Origin of the sequence: Veillonella parvula, from assembly GCF_032472435.1 — a bacterium.
In the GTDB taxonomy this organism is placed as follows: domain Bacteria; phylum Bacillota; class Negativicutes; order Veillonellales; family Veillonellaceae; genus Veillonella; species Veillonella parvula_N.
Genome location: NZ_JAWEGM010000007.1, coordinates 67,450 through 86,869 on the forward strand (window position 1 = coordinate 67,450; position 19,420 = coordinate 86,869).

Sequence of the window (19,420 nt, forward strand, 5' to 3'; positions counted from 1 at the left end):
TATAAGATATTCAACTTTTTTAGATATATCAGATGTGAATATTGAGAATTCGATATGCATGCATTATATAAATAAGGAGATACCTATGATTTCAGGCGCACAGTATCTGGTAAAAGCCCTTCAAGAGGAGCAGGTAGAGTTTTTATTTAACTATCCTGGGGCGGCTACTATTGATATCATGGATGAATTATATAAGCAAGATAAGGTAAAAGTGATTTTGCCGCGTCATGAGCAAGCATTGGCCCATGCGGCAGATGGATATGCTCGTAGTACCGGTAAAGTAGGGGTTTGTATGGTAACCTCTGGACCTGGTGCTACAAATCTTGTGACTGGTATTGCTACTGCTTATTCTGATAGTGTTCCTCTCGTTTGTATTACAGGTCAAGTTGACTTGGGTCTGATGGGCAATGATGCGTTCCAAGAAGTAGATACTGTTGGCATTGTACGCAATATCTGTAAATATGCTGTTACCGTTCGTGATCGTAAAGAGCTTGGTCGTATTTTGAAAGAAGCCTTTTATATTGCTCGCACAGGTCGACCAGGTCCTGTGGTTGTGGATATTCCTAAAAATATTCAAAAGGCTATGGGCTCTGATGAGTATCCTACTGAGGTTAATATTCGCGGTTACAAACCAAATACCACTGTTCACGTAGGTCAAGTTAAAAAGGCCTGTTCTATTATTAGTAAAGCTAAAAGGCCTCTATTCCTATTAGGCGGTGGGGTAAGCATTAGTGGTGCTAACGACCTTATGATGGAGTTGGTTAAAAAAACAGGGATTCCTGTAGTAACAACATTGATGGGGAAAGGTGCTATTGATAGCCGTCATCCATTGTATCTTGGTAATGTAGGGATTCATGGTGGCTATGCGCCTAATGTAGCCATAACTGATTGTGACGTGATGATTTCTATTGGTACGCGCTTTAATGATCGTATTACTGGTAAACTAAGTACCTTTGCACAAAATTGTAAGATTATCCATATTGATGTAGATGCGGCGTCTATTTCTAAAAATATTAAGGTTGATATTCCAATCGTAGCAGATGCTAAATTGGCTATAGAAAAAATCTTAGAATATATTGAACCTCACGATCTTGGCGACTGGCCAAAACAATTACAGCAACTTAAGGCAGAGCGCCCTGTCACTCAAGCTGACGAAGAGGGGTTAACACCTCAAACTGTTATCGAGTACATCAATCATCATTATGAACATCCTATCGTTACAACCGATGTGGGTCAAAATCAATTGTGGACTACCCAGTTCCTTGATGTGAAAGGTCAATATCAAATGTTGACGTCTGGTGGCTTAGGGACTATGGGCTATGGTTTCCCTGCTGCATTAGGGGCGCAAATGGGAAATCCAGATAAGCGTGTATTTGCCATCTGTGGTGATGGTGGCGTGCAAATGAATATCCAAGAGTTTGCCACTGCTATGCACTACCGTTTGCCTGTGACGCTAATTATTTTAAATAATGGTTTCCTCGGAAATGTACGCCAATGGCAACAATTATTCTACGATAAACGTTACGCTTGTACGAACTTGATGATGGATGAAAGTGCCATTGTTACGCGAGACATAATCGACAATGATGAGTTTGAATATGTACCCGATTTTGTGAAATTGGCAGAAGCTTATGGCGCTAAAGCCATGCGCATTACTAAAGTAGAAGACATAGAAAAAGGGTTCCAATTGGCTGATACTTTCAAAAATGGACCAACCTTACTTGAGTTCATTATTCCTACAGAACTCAATGTATTGCCAATGGTACCAGCAGGTAAGTCTTTAAGTGATATGTTGTTGAAGGATAAAAAATAGGAGGGGCTATGGAAGTACAAATGAAAAAACGCTGTATTTCAGCGTATGTAGAAAACCAAATCGGTGTACTAGCTAAGATTTCAGGCCTCTTTGCAGGCAAAAATTATAATCTTGATACATTGACGGTAGGGGAAACTGAAGACCCTACCATGTCTCGCATGACTATTGATCTTACTTGTGATGATTTGACGTACGAACAAATTATTAAGCAACTAAATCGCAGTGTGGAGATTATTAAAGTTATCGACTTTACTGACATGCGAATTACGAAAAAAGAATTACTATTTATCAAGGTCAATAGCTGTAAAGAAGCGGACAAACAAGAAATTTTCCGCATTGCCCAAACCTTTGATTTGTTAGTTGTGGATTATAATCGTAAATCTGTACTTGTTCAATGTGTAAAAACTGTATCTAAAAATAATGATATGATTGCCTTATTTAAAGATATGTTTGTGAACCGTATTGAAGTCGTGCGCGGTGGTAGCGTTGCCATTGAAGCCTTATCCACACCTGATAGATAAGGTGTGTATTTTAAGTGTACTTTAAAAGTGTTTTAGGTCTATTCAAATATATAATATATGTATTTGAATAGGCCTATTTTTTGTAGTTAAAAGCGTGTACAACTTAATATGATATAATATGTATATCGACCATTATTGATATAGAGAGCTTGGTTGTATGCCGAGACCTTTAACTATAGGAGGTATCATGAGTTTATTAGATGATATTTTAGCCCACAATAGAGAATATGTAGAAGATCAAAATACAGGTTATGTAGATACAGATACAAAGTGTAGTAAAATGCCAAGTCGCGAGATGGCCATTGTTACATGTATGGATACACGTCTTGTTAACTTCTTAGAAGATTCCATGGATATTGGACGCGGTGAAGCGAAAATCGTAAAGACTGCAGGTAACTGTATTACAGGTCCCTTTGATGGCGTTGTACGTAGTTTACTTGTTTGTATTTATGAGCTAGGCGTTAACGAAATCTTTATCATTGGTCATCACGAATGTGGTATGGCAAAAACTACAGCAAAAGATCTAACAGAAAAAATGTTGGCTCGTGGTATTGCACCAGAAGCGATTCATATGGTCCGTAAAGAAATGGAACGCTGGGCTGATGGCTTTACACATCCTGCAGAGAATGTGGAAGAAACAGTGGACGAATTGCGTATGAACCCTTTAATTCCTAAAGACGTGCCAATTCATGGTCTTATCTTTCATCCTAGAACGGGTGAAATCGAAGTCATTGTTAATGGCTATACACAAATGAAACAATATTACGAAAAATAATAGGTAAATTCTTTAATAGAGGTATTGTGAATTGAGCAATATAGATAGATTAGATACATTTGAGGTAGCATGTAAACATTTTCTTACGGATCTTTCAAATTTTAAAAATCTCATTTCCACTCAAGTTCAATCATTAGATAGTCTAGAATGGGCTTTTGATAAAGGTTCCACTAAGGTTTGTAGTGCTGACGAAACGGGCTTAAAAAAACGCTGTAAGGTTGGCGTAAAATATAGATTACAGGTTGAGTTATCTCAAGTTGATGCGGAAACTATATGGGAGGAATTTAGTCGGTTTTGGGGTGACACTACTTTAAATCAAATTGAAAGAGTAGGTAGCAATGAGGAACTAGGTCGCTATCAATTTATAGCCAATAACTCTTTAGGGGATGAGCTTACCTGTGATATCTATTTACCTAATGAATGGAATATACCGCAATTAAATATGTTGGGATTTATTTCTGCTAGATATAGAAACGTAGATGTTGAATAAGTATAGAAAAATCTTATTTGACTTAAAGTTAAGTTTAAGTTTTATAATGTGTTCATATTAGTACTTAATAGATATTTACATAAAGGAACTATATGAATAAAAGTAAACTGTTAAAAACAATTATAGCCATTTTTGTTTTGGCTGTATTAATTATAGGTGGATATGTCCATAAGGATGCCATACAGAGTCGCATAGCTAGAACTGCCGCCGTTGTAAGTGGACAAGAAATTAAGCCACTCCTCGATTCCGAAAGTCGTTATATTCGGCAAATTGTAGCTCAAGATAATAGCATGAGTCGTACTATTATGTGGCAATCAGATAGCAGCGAAGCTGATGCGGTAATAGAGTATCGTCTTGTTGGATCCGATACGACTCAAACGATAAGAGCTACAGACAAAGCTTTTACCGATGATGGCAGTACCACCTATATCCATGAGGGTACAGTAACTGGTTTGACGCCTAATACTAAATACGAATATCGCGTTGGTTATGGCAATGATCGTCGCAGTGATTGGTATTCGTTGGAAACTGCTGGCTCCAGTGTGTATGATGTTCTTATCTATCCAGATTCTCAATCTGGTGATTATTCTGCGTGGGAGCAGATTGTTAAGGATTCCGCACATCGCAATCCAAGGACAGCCCTGTATATTAGCATGGGGGACCTTGTAGATAATGGGGAACAAGACTATCAATGGCGCACTTGGTTGAATTCCATCAGACCATTGAGTGCTAATGTGCCGTTAGCAACGACCTTAGGCAATCATGAGATGTATACATTAGATTGGAAAATGCGCGAGCCTTATGCATATTTGAATTACTTCGCAGTACCGCCTAATGGGAATGAAATATTTAATCGCCGTTATTATTCCTATGATTTTGGCGATGTGCATTACGTTGTATTAGATACGATGTTGTATGAAAGTAATCATGAGGATAATCATGATACTCATCATCCTGATTTGTACGATGTAGAGGTTCAGTGGCTACGTCAAGATTTAGCAGCTAATACTAAAAAGTGGACTGTAGTCCTCATGCATCGTGATCCATTCCGATATGCCTTTGACCGACCAGGTGCAAGTCGCGATGTAGGTTTCGATGATGAGGGCGTATTATTTATGCCTATCTTCGATGAGTTTAATGTAGACTTAGTTTTATCTGCTCATTTACATACATACCGCAACCGTGGCCATGTACGAAACTTTGATCGAGACCCATCTGGTCCACTATATATCCTTACAGGTATAGCTGGTGATGCACGACGTCCTAAGTGGAAGCAACATCCCTTAGATGTATATGTAGCACCTCAGCCTGAAACGAATAATTATATGTCTATGACCGTAACACCAAATAAGCTGATTGTAAAATCATTTTTACCTGATGGTACTCAGCTTGACGAATCAGTCATTGAAAAATAAGAGAAAGACACCTCCTTTGGGAGGTGTCTTTTTTGTCTAATAAAAAGCATTAAGCATTTATGAGTAAAGTTAATGTACAATATAACAAATAAAAATACGAAAAATACGTATAAAAACTTGCTTATTATAAAATGTAGTATTATAATACGTACATAGATTATAAAAATACGCTAAATATGTATAAATTATGCATATAGTGTATAAAGGAGATAGAGTAATGAATGCATTACAAGACTTAATAAAAACTTATGCCTCCCAATATAAAGAACAAGTTGTGGAATGGCGTCGACATATTCACAGTCATCCAGAATTGTCGGGTGAAGAAAAAAATACATCTTTATTTATTCAAAAGGTGCTTGGTGAACTAGAAATTCCCTTTGTAAACGATGTTTCCGATTATGCTGTTATCGGTAAGATAGAAGGTGCTCATACAGGCCCTGTTATTGCATTGCGTGCCGATATGGATGCATTACCCATACATGAAATAACAGGCTTGCCCTTTGCTTCACAAAATGAAGGCGTTATGCATGCTTGTGGTCATGATAGCCACATGGCAATCTTGCTTGGTGCAGCAGCGATTTTACAGTCTATTAAAGATCAATTGCACGGCACTGTAAAACTTGTATTCCAGCCTTCCGAAGAGGAAGCATTATTCCCAGGAGCACAAGGTATTGTAGATAGCGGTATCCTTGATGACGTAGATGAAATATATGGACTTCATGTATGGCCACAATTACCCGTTGGCACTGTAGGTCTAAAAAAAGGTAATTTGATGGCTGCATCAGATCACTTCCTTGTACATATTAAGGGCAAATCAACCCATGGTGCGGAGCCTCACAATGGGGTTGATGCTATTGTAGCCGCAGCGAACTGGATTGTAAATGTGGAGTCTATGGTAGCTCGTGAAACGAATCCTATGGAAAATCTTGTATGTACCATAGGTGTTATAAATGGCGGTGATCGATACAATGTAGGCTGTGGCGATGTATATCTAGAAGGTACATGTCGTACCTATGAACCAGAGAAACGTGATTATATTGAGCGACGATTAGGTGAAAGTTTACAGGCCCTCGATGTGATGTTTAAAACGGAAAGCACTTTGGATTATAAAAGGGGACATGGTGCAACTATCAATAATCCAGAGGCCATTGATTATGCCACATCCATTGTAGAGAAATATCTTGGTAAAGACGCAGTGGTACATCCTGAGTTCCCATCTATGGCAGCAGAAGACTTCTCCGCCTATCTTCATAAAATCAAAGGTGCGTTCCTTTGGTTAGGCACTGGCTTTGAAGGCAATCCGGCTTTGCATAATGCAGCTTTCACCATCGATGAAAGCATCCTCGAACCTAGTATAACAATGATGGCAGCTATTGCCGCCGAATATTTACAAGAAAAGTAGTTAAACACATAGTTTGAAATAAGAGGTTATCATGAAAAGTTTACAACATACATCATTTAAAACAATGCTTCAATATACACCAGAGGAAATTAAATACTTTTTAGATTTAGCAGCTAAATTAAAAGCAGATAAAAAAGCGGGTAAGGAAATTAAAACATTAGAAGGTAAAAACTTTGTTCTAATTTTTGAAAAAGACTCAACGCGGACCCGCTGTGCTTTTGAGGTAGGGGCAGCTGACCAAGGTGCTTTTACAACATATCTTGGTCCTACAGGTTCTCAAATGAATAAGAAAGAATCCTTAAAGGACACGGCTCGTGTTCTCGGTTCCATGTATGATGCCATCGAGTTTAGAGGCTTTGACCAAAAGGACGTAGATACATTGGAGGAATACTCTGGTGTGCCAGTTTGGAATGGGCTTACCGATATGGATCATCCTACACAAACATTAGCAAATTTCTTAACCATACAAGAAAATATCGATAAACCGTTGAATAAAATTTCCTTTGCTTATGTTGGACACGGTCAATCAAATATGTGCAATGCCTTGATGAGTGGTGCCGTTAAAATGGGGATGGATTTCAGACTCATTGGCCCTAAACAATACTGGCCAGCTGGTCCATTCTACGAAGAGTGCTTAAAAGTGGCTAAAGAAACGGGTGCTACTATTACTTGCACAGATGATGTAGCTGAAGGCGTTAAAGGCTTAGATGTTATTTACACTGGTGTGTGGGTAACGATGGGTGATACTTACGATATGTGGGAGGAACGTATCAATACCTTTAAACCATTCCAAGTAAATGGAGAAATGATGGTATTAACTGGCAATCCGAACACGAAGTTCTGCCACTGTTTACCTGCGTTCCACAACACAGAAACACAAGTAGGTAAAGATATTTATGAACGGTTTGGCATGAATGGCATTGAGGTGACCGAAGAGGTATTCGAAGGTTCAAACTCTTTAGCGTTCCAAGAAGCAGAAAATCGTCTCCACACGATTAAGGCAGTTATGGTTGCTACCTTTGGAGATTATCCATTGAAATAAATTCATCCTCCTAAATGGTGATGAATTGTATAGTTTGTTTCCTATTTATATTGGATAAAGGGCTATATAAATAGGTGTGAGTCACCAATAGGTGAGAAGTGAGGTTTATTATGACACCCCATAGAGTATTTATTGTTGGTCATGAAGGCACAACTGGTCTTAGAATTCATGAACGATTATCCGATCGAAAAGATATAGAGCTCTTAGCGACTGCTGATGAGGATCGCAAAAATGTAGAGGCCATTAAAGTGGTTGCAAAAAAAGCGGATCTTGTATTTCTTTGCTTACCTGATGTGGCCTCTAAGGAAATTATGGCCGCTATTGGTGATTTTCCATGTAAGGTTATTGATACTTCTACAGCGTTTAGAACTACAGCTGGTTGGGCATATGGGTTCCCAGAACTTGGTGAAAGCTACAAAACATCTATTGCAACTAAAAAACATATTGCAAATCCTGGCTGTCATGCGAGCGGTATGATTGCTTGCATAGCTCCTCTTGTAAAAGCAGGACTCGTGCCAGTGGATTATCCTTTCACCATTACATCTTTAACAGGTTATAGCGGTGGTGGCAAGAAGATGATTGACCAATATGAAAGTAGTCCTAAGGACTATTTCCTTTATGCTCCACGTCAATATGGGCTTGGTCAAGAACATAAACATTTACCCGAAGTACAACATGTATGCGGCCTTAGTGAAGCTCCAATTTTTATGCCAATTGTTGATGATTACTACTCTGGAATGGAGGTTACCGTAGGTATTCATAGTCGTTTATGTCATAAACCTGTTTGTATTGATAAGGTACAACAAACGTTAGAATACTTTTACAAAGATAGTACAATTATTACGGTTGCACCATTTACTGAAAATAGCAATAGCGGTATGTTAAACGCTAATCAATTAAGCAATACGGACAGCATGAAAATCAATGTCACTGGTAACGATGAACGCATTATGGTTCATGCCATTTTCGATAATTTAGGTAAAGGTGCATCAGGTGCCGCCGTTCAATGTATGAATATCGCATTGGGCTTACCAGAAAATACTGGTTTAGTATTAGATTAGAGAGGGAACTATGAAGGATGTAACAAATGCAATGCGGGCGCATATCTTAACGGCGGCCGTTCCATATATAAAACAATACACAGATCAGTACGTTGTCGTTAAATACGGTGGCAATGCCATGGTGGATGAAGAGTTAAAGAAATCTGTCATGAAGGATTTACTATTACTTCGATTAGTGGGGGTAAAAGTTGTGCTCGTTCATGGTGGTGGTCCAGCTATTAATAGCACCTTAGAGGCGATGCAAATTGAATCACATTTTGCTAATGGATTACGTGTTACCGATGAAGCAACGATGGATGTTGTACAAATGGTGCTAGCCGGTAAGGTGAATAAAGGGCTCGTGGCGGATTTAACGGATCTTGGTGGCAAAGCTGTTGGCCTTTGTGGCGTAGATGGCAACATGATTCAAGTTCATAAACAAAACGAAGAACTTGGTTACGTAGGTTATATTGATACTATTGATACGAGCATTATCCATGACGTAATTAGCCGTGGCTATATTCCAGTTATTTCTTCTATCGGCATGGGAGCCGATGGCAAGATATATAATATTAATGCGGATACCGTAGCCGCAAAGATTGCAGGCGCTCTCAAGGCGGAAACAATGGTGGCTATGACCAATATTGATGGTGTACTGCGAGATGTGCATGATCCAGATTCTTTAATTTCTAAAATTACGATGGCCGAGGCCGCTCAGTTAAAAGTGGATGGTGTCATTGCAGGCGGTATGATTCCAAAGGTAGATTGCTGCTTAGAGGCCATAGAAGCTGGGGCACAAAAGGTATTTATCATCAATGGTGAAATTCCACATGCTATTCTTATCGAGTTATTAACCGATGAAGGCCTTGGCACCATGTTTGTTGCTTAATATAGTAAACATAATACGGGTAATCATCTATTGGGTATCTTTTACATAGATAGACGACGGCATGACCGTACATTTGGAGGATATAATGAGTAATGCAATCGATTTTGAAAAACAAGATAAAGAATATATAGCCAATACGTATGGTCGGTTCAACGTATGCTTTCAAAAAGGGAAGGGGTCCCTTTTGTGGGACGTAGATGGTAAAGAGTACATCGACCTTGGCTCTGGTATTGGCGTAACGGCTTTTGGTGTTGACGATGATGAGTGGACTGACGCTGTTACTAAGCAGTCTCATGCGTTGAATCATATTTCTAATTTATACTATTCTTTGCCACAGATTGAACTAGCGAAACAGCTCTGCGCGAAAACGGGGATGAAAAAGGTGTTTTTCTCTAACTCTGGTGCGGAGTCTAACGAATGTGCTATTAAGGCAGCTCGTAAATATAGCCATGATAAATACGGAGAAGGTCGTCATGTAGTTGTTACCTTGGTCAATAGTTTCCACGGTCGTACTATTACCACCTTGTCTGCTACAGGACAAGATGTATTCCATCAACATTTCTTCCCATTTACGGAAGGCTTTATTCACACACCAGCTAATGATATTGATGTGGCTTTGAAAGTCCTTGCTAATCCAGCTGTTTGTGCCATCATGATGGAACCTATCCAAGGTGAAGGTGGGGTTATGCCCTTAGATAAAGAGTTTGTCCAAGCGGTAACAAAATATGCGCATGAACACGATCAACTGGTACTCATCGATGAGGTACAAACTGGTAATGGTCGGACTGGCAGCTTATATGCATACCAACAATTTGGTATCGAACCAGATGTGGTATCTACTGCAAAAGGTTTGGCCGGAGGGCTACCCATGGGTGCCACCTTATTCAATGAAAAGATGCAATATGTATTAAATGCTGGTGCTCATGCTACTACTTTTGGAGGTAATCCAATCTGCGCGGCTGCAGGTAATACCATCATTAGTCGTTTAACTCCTGAATTTCTCGATTCTGTAAAAGCAAAAGGGGAATACGTAAAGGAGACCTTAACTGATAAACCTGGTGTCATTGGTGTTAGCGGTATGGGACTCATGCTTGGCATTGAAACTACGGTTGATGCTAAAACCGTTATAGAGAAATGCATTGAAAAAGGTGTTGTATGTTTATCTGCTAAAAATAAGGTACGTCTTTTACCAGCCCTTAATATTCCACAAGAGCAACTAGAAAAAGCGATTGCTATTTTAGCGGAAGTGATTGAAGAATTAGCCGTAAAATAAGAATTCGTCTAGCTTTCATAAATATCGTTTACTATAGTTATGTAACATTGAACTATGGAAATAAACCGATGATTATATAGACTTTAGTCCGTATTCGTGTTACCCTAGAAGAAATAGTCTATATTGGAGGAGTAAATATGAATACAGAATCCTTACGTAATGAAGTATTGGTTCCAGCGGTAGCAAAAACGTTGGACATTGCGGCAAAAGCAAAACCTACAAAAGAAGAACTTATCACAACGGCAAAAATCACTGCTGCTGTGACAGTTGCAACGGCTATTGTATCCTTAGCGGTACAAGCGGTATTGCGCAACCGATAAGAAACTAAGAAAACGACATGGCGTTGCCTGTCGTTTTCTTTTACTTTTACCATGTTATTCCTAGTAATGTTGGGATTTAGTGAGGAGGCGATATCATGCATAGTCGCGATTTAATAGAGCAATATAAAGGCTACGTGCAAGATTGGCGTAGATATTTTCATAAACATCCAGAGCTTAGTAATGAAGAGTTTGAAACGACGAAGACCTTGGCTAAAGAGCTAGAGTCTATGGGCGTAGAGGTTCATGTAGATACAGACCGTGGTATCGGATTAATCGGCATTATTCATGGTTCTAAGCCTGGCAAAGCCATTGCGTTACGTGCTGACATCGATGCATTGCCTGTTCATGAACATAATGCAGTAGATTATAAATCTGAAGTAGAGGGTAAAATGCATGCCTGCGGTCATGATGGACATATGGCTATTTTACTAGGTGCGGCAAAGATGCTAATGTCTATGAAAGACCGCATCGAAGGCGATGTATATTTAGCATTTCAACCTGCGGAAGAAACTGGAGCAGGGGCTCCGGATTTCATTAAGTTTGGCGATTGGTATGATAAGGTAGATGCTATCTTTGGAGGGCATGTGTGGATCGATTTGCCAGCGGGTCTTGTGTCTGTTGAGGAAGGTCCTCGTATGGCTGCAAGTAGCCAAATTACTATTAACGTAAAAGGCAAACAAGGTCATGGTGCGCAGCCACACCAAGCGGTCGATGCTATCGTGGTGGCTAGTGCCATCGTTATGAATTTGCAAACTGTGGTTTCTCGTAATGTGAGTGCCCTTGATTCCGTCGTTGTTACGATTGGCAATATTCACTCTGGCTCAGAATGGAATGTCATTCCTGGGGAAGCTTCCATGGGCGGTACGGTTCGTTTCTTTGATCCAAACCAAGAACAATACATTGTCGATACTATTCGCCGCATTGTGGAACACACTGCAGAAGCCTATGGAGCGACTGCTACATTAGAATATATAAAAAAAGTGCCTCCTACTATTAATGATCCTGAATCCAGTGAACTTGCAGAACGTGTCGTTATTGATACATTAGGTGAGGACAAGCTTTCTAAGATGCGTAAAGTAATGCCTGGAGAAGATTTTGCATGGTATTTACAAGATAAATCAGGATGCTTTGCCTTTATTGGTATTCAAAACCCTGAAGTAGAAGCTACATACGATCATCATAATAATAGATTTAATATGGATGATACCGTATTATCTGCAGCATCTGCGGTGTATACTGAATATGCAATTCAGTGGTTAAAAGAACATAACTAAAATTCTATGTAAGAGGTTCTTATGAATATAGTTATATGTCTCATTATTATTGCTATAACAGGCATATTATTGATGAAGCGCTATCAACCACAGCCTATTTTGATTGGCATGGGAATCCTCATGATGTTCATCGCTTATGAGGGAAAATGGATTGATGCCATATTAGTTGATGGTCAATCTACAGGGGTTCTTATATTTGATGCCATGGATATCGTAAGGATAACGACATCTAATAATATAGTTAATTTGGGCCTTATGATTATGACTTGTGCAGGCTATGCAAAATATATGGAATATATTGGGGCAGGAACGCGACTCGCAGATACTTTTATCCGCCCTTTATATCGCCTTAATCGACCATATATTGTGTTAGCCCTTATGTTTTTACTCAATATGGGATTAGCTATTTGTGTTCCCAATCCTTTGAGTCTTGCTCTCCTCATGATGGTCACAATGTATCCTGTTTTAGTTCGATTAGGTGTAAGTCCTGTAGGGGCGGCTGCAGTTATTGCTACGGGACACCTTATGGATGTAGGACCTGGGGCGGTGTCTACTTTATTGATTGCAAAGGTATTAAATATTCCTGTGCCAAACTATTTTGTAGGCTATCAGTTGAGGATTTATTTCTTAGTTGCTATTGTGACTGCCATAGCGCACTTCTGGTGGCAGAGATATCGAGATCGAATTGATGGCCCTATGGATGTAAATGATCTTGAAAGCATTCCTAAAGCGCCTATTGGTCCCAAGCTATATATGATATTCCCATTATTACCATTGTGTTTTATCTTAGGCTTTAGCCAGTATGGTTTTTCTGGTGTAAAGATGAATGTTACTCTTGCCATGATGCTTGCCTTTGGCATTGCTCTAATGACAGAATTAATTCGTCATCGAAATCTGAGAACTGTACTTAAGAGCACCACAGTTTTCTTTGAAGGTATGGGGAATCAGTTCTCTTATGCAGTGACTCTTATTATAGGGGGGCAAATCTTTGCGCAAGGTTTGGTTAGCCTAGGCCTTATTGATTCGTTAGTTAGTACACTTCAAACACTATCCTTAAACTCTATTGGACTTACCTCTATTCTTGGAGGGGGTATGCTAGGACTTAGTATGGTTACAGGTAGTAACGTAGCACCATTATTCACATTAGTTCCACTAGTACCTGATATTGTATCTAATCTTAGCCTTGATCCGATTACCACTATGCTTGGCATGCAAAATGGAGCTAGCCTTGGTTTGTTCTTAAGCCCAATTAGTCCAGTTATGGTTGGTGTAGCTGGTGTAGCTCATATTAAATCGGTAGATTTACTTAGACGCACGGCTGTGCCAGTTCTTGTGGCATTACTTACAAGTTGTGCGGGAATATGGGTGCTTTTTTAATTTTAATTTAAATTTACAAAACCCTCTTTACATGTTTTGTAAAGAGGGTTATTATATTCCAATATTAAATCATATGTAATTAAAATGGTTTCCTGTTAAAGTACAAGTTTTAGTGCTTTGCGGATAAAAAGGGCCTTTCTTCGCCGGACGGTTCTAGAAGCCAGAAAGGATGTAATGAACGATCAAGTTTCTATTTCAACAGCAAATATTCGTGGTGCTTTTGGGGCATTTTTTATCCCTGGTATGTACACAGCTTTATGGGCTGGTTTTGTGCCATATTTAAAAGCAAAGCTTAGTATTGGTGAAGATGTATTAGGTTCCATGATTTTGTTGCTCGGTGTAGGTTCTTGTTTATCCATGGCTATAGCAGGTAAGCTTGTAGAAAGCTTTGGGTGTAAGAGAGTCGTTTTGTTAGCTAGCTTTATTGGTATGGTATCTCTTGCCATCGTTACTATGTGTCCTACTATTGCTACAACAACAGTAGCCCTGTTCTTTTTTGGTATTGGTGTAGGCCTTAGTGGTGCTTCTGCTAATTTACAAGCTATCCTAACAGAAAAGGTGAGCAAAAAACATTTAATGGGCGCCTATCACGGTGGCTGGAGCTTAGGTGGTTTTGCTGGTGCCGGTGTTTTGCTCGTGCTTTTAAAAATCTTATCGCTGCCTGTTAATCAAAGTATTTGGGGACTTCTCATCGTACTATTTATTGCGATGGTTGTAGTTAGCCAATTTATGTTGACCTTTGGTAGTGATCCAAATGCAAAGGTTACTAAAAAATCTAAAAGCCCATTGTCCTTTCATCCAATCGCTCTTATTTTTGGTTTATTGTCCTTTGTTTCTTACTTGGTAGAAGGTGCTGTAGGGGATTGGAGTGCATTATATTTATTTGAAGATAAAGGGATTGTTATTGAAGAGGCTGTCATGGGTGTAATGCTCTTTAATGGTACTATGTGTATAGGCCGTTTGCTTGGTAATAGATTAGGTAAACACTTAACATCAAAGCAAGTTGTTGTTGGTGGCTACTTACTTGGCTCTATTGCGATGGGGCTTATCGTGTTCTTGCCAGGTCATGCATCCATGTATACTTACTTATTATTGGGTATTTCATTAGCTATGATAGTACCAAACCTATTCTCTGCAATGGGGGAACAAAATGTCATTCCTATGACACAAGCGGTCGCAACATCCACAATGCTCGGTTATATGGGTATTTTGATGGGACCTGCCTTAATTGGTTTCATTGCGCACGGTACAAGTCTTACAGTAGCATTTATCGTATTGACTATATTGCTTGTTGTAAGTGCAGGTATTGGTAAATACGCATACCATTTAATGAGTAAAGACTGTGGTCTTAGTGAAGAACAAATTTAATAGCCTATAATTAAGGAGCTACGATTTTCGTATCGTAGCTCCTTTTTCATATTTTTATATTTTATGTATTTCTCGCATTAAAAAGCCACAGGTCTAGAACCTGTGGCTTTTAGAACTATCATTATATATTGATTAGATTAGCGATCGCCATTGAAGATGGAGTTTTTAACAAGCACATAGTCTACTTTGCGGATGGCTTGTAGAGTCGTACCGCCAGCGTAAGAAATAGCGGATTGTAAATCTTGTTCCATTTCAGTTAATGTATCGAAGATAGAACCTTTGGAATCGATGAAGATTTTTTTACCTTCTACATTTTTGCGTTCCCCTTTTTGGAACTCAGAAGCGGAACCAAAGTATTCTTTTACAGCTTTGCCGTCAACAATCTTTTCTTCCCCTGGGGATTCCTCGTGACCTGCAAAGAGGGAGCCAATCATAACCATAGTAGCACCAAAGCGAATGGATTTTGCGATGTCGCCATGGTCACGAATACCGCCGTCAGCGATGATAGGTTTAGTAGCTGCTTTTGCGCACCAGCGAACAGCCGCTAATTGCCAGCCACCAGTACCAAAGCCAGTTTTCAATTTTGTGATACATACTTTACCAGGACCGATGCCTACTTTAGTCGCATCAGCACCAGCATTTTCTAGTTCACGAACTGCTTCTGGAGTGCCTACATTACCAGCGATAATGAAGGTTTCAGGTAAGTTCTTTTTTATGTATTGAATCATTTCGATGACCGCATTGGAATGACCATGTGCAATATCAATAGTGATATATTCTGGGGTTAAGTTTGCTTTCTTAAATTCATCAACTAAAGCAAATTCTTCAGCTTTTACGCCGATAGAAATAGAAGAATATAGGTTAAGGTCGTGCATGCGTTTTACAAAGTCCATACGACGTTCTGGTTGGAAACGATGCATGATATAGAAATACCCTTCACGAGCTAATTTTTCAGCCAACTCTTCGTCGATAATAGTTTGCATATTAGCAGGTACTACTGGCAAGCGGAATGTGCGTTTACCTAATTTTACATGTGTATCACATTCGCTACGACTGGAGACAATACATTTGTTAGGAATCAATTGCACGTCTTCATAATCAAAGATGTTAGTTGTATTAATCATAGTTTCTATATCTCCTTCGAGTATTACATATTGAACCTGTACCATTATACAAGAGACTCATAAAATTTTCAATACGTTCCGAATATTTTGTTTGGTATAAGGGATAAACTGTAGTACAATACAAGTAGATTGTATAAATAATATATTCATTTATAGATATATGGTAAAAGGAGGTTGATTAATGTGGAACAGTCTAAAACCCGTATGCTTGCTGAAGCTGGCGTAGCAATTGCCATTGCTCAAGTGTTGTCATTTATTACGATTTTTCATATGCCACAGGGAGGCTCTATTAAGGCGGCAGCTTTGGTACCACTCATGATTTACGCATATCGTTGGGGCGGAACACGAGGTATCTTCGTAGGTGTTGTATATGGTATATTACACTTTATTTTAGGCTTTAAATCATCTGTTCATTATTTAAGTATTGTATTAGACTACTTGGTTGCTTACGGTGCTATTGGCGTTTGTGGTTACTTTAAAGATTCTCTTTCTGGACTTATCACTGGATCCATCGTAGGTATTGTATTGCGTTGGGGGGCATCTGTTACGAGCGGTGCTGTGGTCTTTGCTAGCTATGCTCCGCAAGGGCAGAATCCTTGGGTTTATTCCATGATTTATAATGCATCCTATATGGTACCAGATGGGCTTTTAAATATTGCAGTTTTACTATTCATCTACCAAGGTGTTAAACGAGGTTTACAACGTCGTGGATAAATTAGGTTTAATTATTTTGGCTGGAGGACTCAGCACTAGAATGGGGCAACCTAAGGCTTTGTTGTCTTGGATTAATGGTGAAAGTCTTATATCTCATGCCCTTCGTAAGGGCTTAGATGCAGATGTTCAAGATATTCTTATCTCCATTGGTGATGACGAGCAATTAGGACTTGCTATACAGACTCATATTATAGATACATTATCGAACGATGAGAAAAATAAGGTTTCTATTGTTCGTGATTCTGTTGGGCGATGCGGACCTTTAGGGGGGCTGTATAGCACTCTAGCGGTTGGTACTAGTTCTGCTTATGCAGTAATGGCAGTAGATATGCCATTCATGGAAATGGATTTGTATTATGATTGGCTCTATCAAGTAGATCATAATGATTGGAATGCCATTGTCCCATATAGTGAAAGTGGTAAATCTGAGCCGATGGCCGGTATTTATAGGCCATATATTGCGTCCTTAATTCAATCTATTCTTGTTGGCGAAAATGTATCCTTGCATCATGCTCTTGACGTCATTGGGCATGTTGAGTCCATTGATGCTACTGACTATAGCTGGGAATTAAGTAATATTAATCGCTTTGAAGATTATCAATGGGCGCGAGCTTTGGCGGAAAATGAATTTCGCCGTGTACCTTTAATTAGTGTGGTCGCATCAAAACGTAAAACAGGTAAGACAACTGTTGTAACGCGTCTTGTGTCTGAGTTACAAAAAATCGGTTTATCCGTTGGTGTTGTCAAAAGCGATAAACATGGCTTTCAGATGGATCATGAGGGAACAGATACAGATCTTGCTTATAAAGCTGGGGCTGATGCGGTTGCTATTGCAGGGCCTACTGAAACAGCGATTCGCATACGTACAAAAGAACAATCAAATCTGTATGAAATATCACAGTTTATGCCCGTAGATATAGTTATACTAGAATCACGGTCTCAAGGGATTGCCCCTATTATAGAGGTTACCCAAGAGGGACATACGGAAGAGCTTATCTCGGATTCCATGGACCGAGTGGCGACGATAGAAATTGGTAAGTTAGATCAAGACGTACCTGAATTGGTACGTCACATACAGGAAATGATGAGGAGTTTAAATGGCCGTCGTTACTGTTGAGAAGGCGCTCCAATTGTGGGATGAAGCCTTACAAACGCAAGTTCATAAAGTTGAAACAATAGATGTTAAGGCTGCGAAGGGGTACGTGTTAGCAGAGGACATTATTGCACCCACAGACGTACCTGCATTCCCAAAATCTGCTATGGATGGTTATGCCATCGCCTACGAAGAAGGTCGTAATGAATATATCGTTGACGGTATCATTGGTGCTGGTGTTGTATGGGAACATCCCGTAGACGTTGGTCATGCGGTGCGTATTATGACTGGTGCACCGGTACCAGATACATGTGATACTGTCATCATGCAAGAACAAGTGGTTGGCACTGGTGAACCACAAACTACAATTACGATTCAAGGCAAATATCATTGTGGTGATCATATTATTCCACAAGGTGAGGAGTGTGTTGCCGGCACCATTGTGATCCCACGTGGTACAGAGGTAACATCTACAGTACAAACCATTTTGACGGGGCTAGGTATGACGGAGATATCTGTTAATGCCATGCCTCGTGTATTAGTTCTTACCTCTGGCCATGAGGTTATTGAACCTGGTGAAAGTTTAACACCTGGTAAAATCTACAACTCTAATCGAGCTATGATCTGTGGGCTCTTGGAGGATTTAGGTTTTCATAAGATAACACATTATCATGTAAGTGATGCTCCGGAGGAGTTAGACTCTGAAATCAACCATGTGTTGAAGCTTAGTGAAGAAGCAGATGTTATTATCAGTTCTGGTGGTGTGTCGGTAGGCCTTTTCGATACGATGCCTCTTATTTATGAAAAACTAGGAGCAAAATCTATCTATGCCCGTATTCAAATGCGACCGGGTGCAGCATCTTATGGTGCGGTTACCCCAAAAGGTCAGATTATCTTTGGTTTGTCCGGTAATCCAGGGGCTGCCTTTAATGGGTGGCATTTAATCGTAGCACCAACCTTGAAACGCTATAAAGGTTTGGCAAACTGGACTACACCAGTGGTGGCCTGTGTTATGGATTCGGAAATTTTTAAACGCAATGCTTTTGATCGCTATGTACAAGGTAAAGTAATCTTCGGTGGTGGCGCGCCACGCTTTGTGGCTAATCGTCACTTTAACAGTAGTAGCATGTTAGGCTTATATACGGTTAATGCTTTGGCGTGTATTCCGAGAGGCGTACATGAGGTACGGCCTGGCGATACTTTTGATGTGTATCTATTAGGACTGCTACCTGCGATTTAAATTATATGAGATTAATATTTATAGACGTTTAATATTTCAAAATTTAGGATGTTACATATCTGTAATATTTAGTGATAATAATAAGACGAGGTCTCTCTAGAGGTCTCGTCTATTTGTTATATAAAATTATTTCAATTCTGTTGCTATAGGTACTGAAATTAAATCTCAATTAACTTATAATAAAGTCAACAAAAGGACAGTCCTTTTAATTATATTAATTGAGTTTTGACAAAATTTTATTTCAATCTAC

The 19,420-nt window shown here is 39.4% G+C and carries 18 protein-coding genes; 17 read left to right on the plus strand and 1 reads right to left on the minus strand.

The window, feature by feature from the left end:
• Positions 1–85 precede the first annotated feature (85 nt).
• From ilvB to E7A03_RS09130, 14 genes are all read left to right on the plus strand, one after another.
• Positions 86–1,813 (plus strand): biosynthetic-type acetolactate synthase large subunit, encoded by a 1,728-nt coding sequence (ilvB, locus tag E7A03_RS09065; protein WP_278604555.1) that lies wholly within the window; start codon positions 86–88, stop codon positions 1,811–1,813.
• Positions 1,814–1,821: 8 nt separating this feature from the next.
• Positions 1,822–2,334, plus strand: coding sequence for an acetolactate synthase small subunit (gene ilvN / locus E7A03_RS09070; protein ID WP_042986452.1), 513 nt, complete (start codon positions 1,822–1,824; stop codon positions 2,332–2,334).
• Between the two features lie 187 nt (positions 2,335–2,521).
• Entirely contained in the window at positions 2,522–3,109 is a 588-nt protein-coding gene (locus tag E7A03_RS09075) for a beta-class carbonic anhydrase (RefSeq protein WP_021148405.1), read from the plus strand.
• Positions 3,110–3,140: 31 nt separating this feature from the next.
• On the plus strand, positions 3,141–3,599 hold the full coding sequence (locus tag E7A03_RS09080) for a hypothetical protein (protein WP_021148404.1): 459 nt from the start codon (positions 3,141–3,143) through the stop codon (positions 3,597–3,599).
• Between the two features lie 92 nt (positions 3,600–3,691).
• Complete coding sequence (locus tag E7A03_RS09085; protein ID WP_004696616.1) at positions 3,692–5,014, plus strand: fibronectin type III domain-containing protein; 1,323 nt, start codon at positions 3,692–3,694, stop codon at positions 5,012–5,014.
• 217 nt (positions 5,015–5,231) lie between these two features.
• Positions 5,232–6,416, plus strand: a complete 1,185-nt coding sequence (locus E7A03_RS09090; protein ID WP_004696614.1) for a M20 metallopeptidase family protein — start codon at positions 5,232–5,234, stop codon at positions 6,414–6,416.
• Positions 6,417–6,447: 31 nt separating this feature from the next.
• Positions 6,448–7,458: an ornithine carbamoyltransferase gene (gene argF / locus E7A03_RS09095; protein ID WP_391595541.1), complete on the plus strand. Its 1,011-nt coding sequence runs from the start codon at positions 6,448–6,450 to the stop codon at positions 7,456–7,458.
• A 110-nt stretch (positions 7,459–7,568) separates the two neighbouring features.
• Positions 7,569–8,519, plus strand: coding sequence for an N-acetyl-gamma-glutamyl-phosphate reductase (gene argC, locus E7A03_RS09100; protein WP_227037122.1), 951 nt, complete (start codon positions 7,569–7,571; stop codon positions 8,517–8,519).
• Positions 8,520–8,529: 10 nt separating this feature from the next.
• Positions 8,530–9,387 carry an acetylglutamate kinase gene (gene argB, locus E7A03_RS09105; RefSeq protein ID WP_278468258.1) on the plus strand — a complete coding sequence of 286 codons (858 nt, stop codon included), beginning with the start codon at positions 8,530–8,532 and terminating at the stop codon, positions 9,385–9,387.
• Positions 9,388–9,472: 85 nt separating this feature from the next.
• Positions 9,473–10,660, plus strand: coding sequence for an aspartate aminotransferase family protein (locus E7A03_RS09110; protein WP_278468255.1), 1,188 nt, complete (start codon positions 9,473–9,475; stop codon positions 10,658–10,660).
• 137 nt (positions 10,661–10,797) lie between these two features.
• Complete coding sequence (locus tag E7A03_RS09115) at positions 10,798–10,980, plus strand: hypothetical protein (protein WP_042977898.1); 183 nt, start codon at positions 10,798–10,800, stop codon at positions 10,978–10,980.
• Positions 10,981–11,075: 95 nt separating this feature from the next.
• Positions 11,076–12,254: a M20 metallopeptidase family protein gene (locus E7A03_RS09120; RefSeq protein WP_278468251.1), complete on the plus strand. Its 1,179-nt coding sequence runs from the start codon at positions 11,076–11,078 to the stop codon at positions 12,252–12,254.
• Between the two features lie 21 nt (positions 12,255–12,275).
• A complete protein-coding gene (dcuC, locus tag E7A03_RS09125) occupies positions 12,276–13,631 on the plus strand; it encodes a C4-dicarboxylate transporter DcuC (RefSeq protein WP_195394628.1) in 1,356 nt (451 codons plus the stop codon).
• A gap of 174 nt (positions 13,632–13,805) precedes the next feature.
• Positions 13,806–14,999 (plus strand): MFS transporter, encoded by a 1,194-nt coding sequence (locus E7A03_RS09130; protein WP_195394629.1) that lies wholly within the window; start codon positions 13,806–13,808, stop codon positions 14,997–14,999.
• 137 nt (positions 15,000–15,136) lie between these two features.
• On the opposite strand, the gene E7A03_RS09135 is transcribed toward E7A03_RS09130, so the two are convergent.
• A complete protein-coding gene (locus E7A03_RS09135; RefSeq protein ID WP_004696596.1) occupies positions 15,137–16,123 on the minus strand; it encodes a GMP reductase in 987 nt (328 codons plus the stop codon).
• A 183-nt stretch (positions 16,124–16,306) separates the two neighbouring features.
• Here E7A03_RS09135 and thiT point away from each other — a divergent pair, with 183 nt between their 5' ends.
• The 3 genes from thiT to E7A03_RS09150 are packed head-to-tail and all read left to right on the plus strand — an operon-like array spanning position 16,307 to position 19,170.
• Entirely contained in the window at positions 16,307–16,837 is a 531-nt protein-coding gene (gene thiT / locus E7A03_RS09140) for an energy-coupled thiamine transporter ThiT (RefSeq protein ID WP_105086691.1), read from the plus strand.
• Entirely contained in the window at positions 16,830–17,954 is a 1,125-nt protein-coding gene (gene mobB / locus E7A03_RS09145; protein WP_195394630.1) for a molybdopterin-guanine dinucleotide biosynthesis protein B, read from the plus strand. Before thiT ends, mobB begins: the two co-directional genes overlap by 8 nt.
• Positions 17,935–19,170, plus strand: coding sequence for a molybdopterin molybdotransferase MoeA (locus E7A03_RS09150; RefSeq protein ID WP_195394631.1), 1,236 nt, complete (start codon positions 17,935–17,937; stop codon positions 19,168–19,170). Before mobB ends, E7A03_RS09150 begins: the two co-directional genes overlap by 20 nt.
• Positions 19,171–19,420: the final 250 nt, after the last annotated feature.

What these genes read in the sequence shown, in the direction of transcription:
- ilvB (WP_278604555.1), top strand. Translation starts at nt 86, where the DNA reads ATGATTTCAGGCGCACAGTATCTGGTAAAAGCCCTTCAAGAGGAGCAG.
- ilvN (WP_042986452.1), top strand. Translation starts at nt 1,822, where the DNA reads ATGGAAGTACAAATGAAAAAACGCTGTATTTCAGCGTATGTAGAAAAC.
- E7A03_RS09075 (WP_021148405.1), top strand. Translation starts at nt 2,522, where the DNA reads ATGAGTTTATTAGATGATATTTTAGCCCACAATAGAGAATATGTAGAA.
- E7A03_RS09085 (WP_004696616.1), top strand. Translation starts at nt 3,692, where the DNA reads ATGAATAAAAGTAAACTGTTAAAAACAATTATAGCCATTTTTGTTTTG.
- E7A03_RS09090 (WP_004696614.1), top strand. Translation starts at nt 5,232, where the DNA reads ATGAATGCATTACAAGACTTAATAAAAACTTATGCCTCCCAATATAAA.
- argF (WP_391595541.1), top strand. Translation starts at nt 6,448, where the DNA reads ATGAAAAGTTTACAACATACATCATTTAAAACAATGCTTCAATATACA.
- argC (WP_227037122.1), top strand. Translation starts at nt 7,569, where the DNA reads ATGACACCCCATAGAGTATTTATTGTTGGTCATGAAGGCACAACTGGT.
- argB (WP_278468258.1), top strand. Translation starts at nt 8,530, where the DNA reads ATGAAGGATGTAACAAATGCAATGCGGGCGCATATCTTAACGGCGGCC.
- E7A03_RS09110 (WP_278468255.1), top strand. Translation starts at nt 9,473, where the DNA reads ATGAGTAATGCAATCGATTTTGAAAAACAAGATAAAGAATATATAGCC.
- E7A03_RS09115 (WP_042977898.1), top strand. Translation starts at nt 10,798, where the DNA reads ATGAATACAGAATCCTTACGTAATGAAGTATTGGTTCCAGCGGTAGCA.
- E7A03_RS09120 (WP_278468251.1), top strand. Translation starts at nt 11,076, where the DNA reads ATGCATAGTCGCGATTTAATAGAGCAATATAAAGGCTACGTGCAAGAT.
- dcuC (WP_195394628.1), top strand. Translation starts at nt 12,276, where the DNA reads ATGAATATAGTTATATGTCTCATTATTATTGCTATAACAGGCATATTA.
- E7A03_RS09130 (WP_195394629.1), top strand. Translation starts at nt 13,806, where the DNA reads ATGAACGATCAAGTTTCTATTTCAACAGCAAATATTCGTGGTGCTTTT.
- E7A03_RS09135 (WP_004696596.1), bottom strand. Translation starts at nt 16,123, where the DNA reads ATGATTAATACAACTAACATCTTTGATTATGAAGACGTGCAATTGATT.
- E7A03_RS09150 (WP_195394631.1), top strand. Translation starts at nt 17,935, where the DNA reads ATGGCCGTCGTTACTGTTGAGAAGGCGCTCCAATTGTGGGATGAAGCC.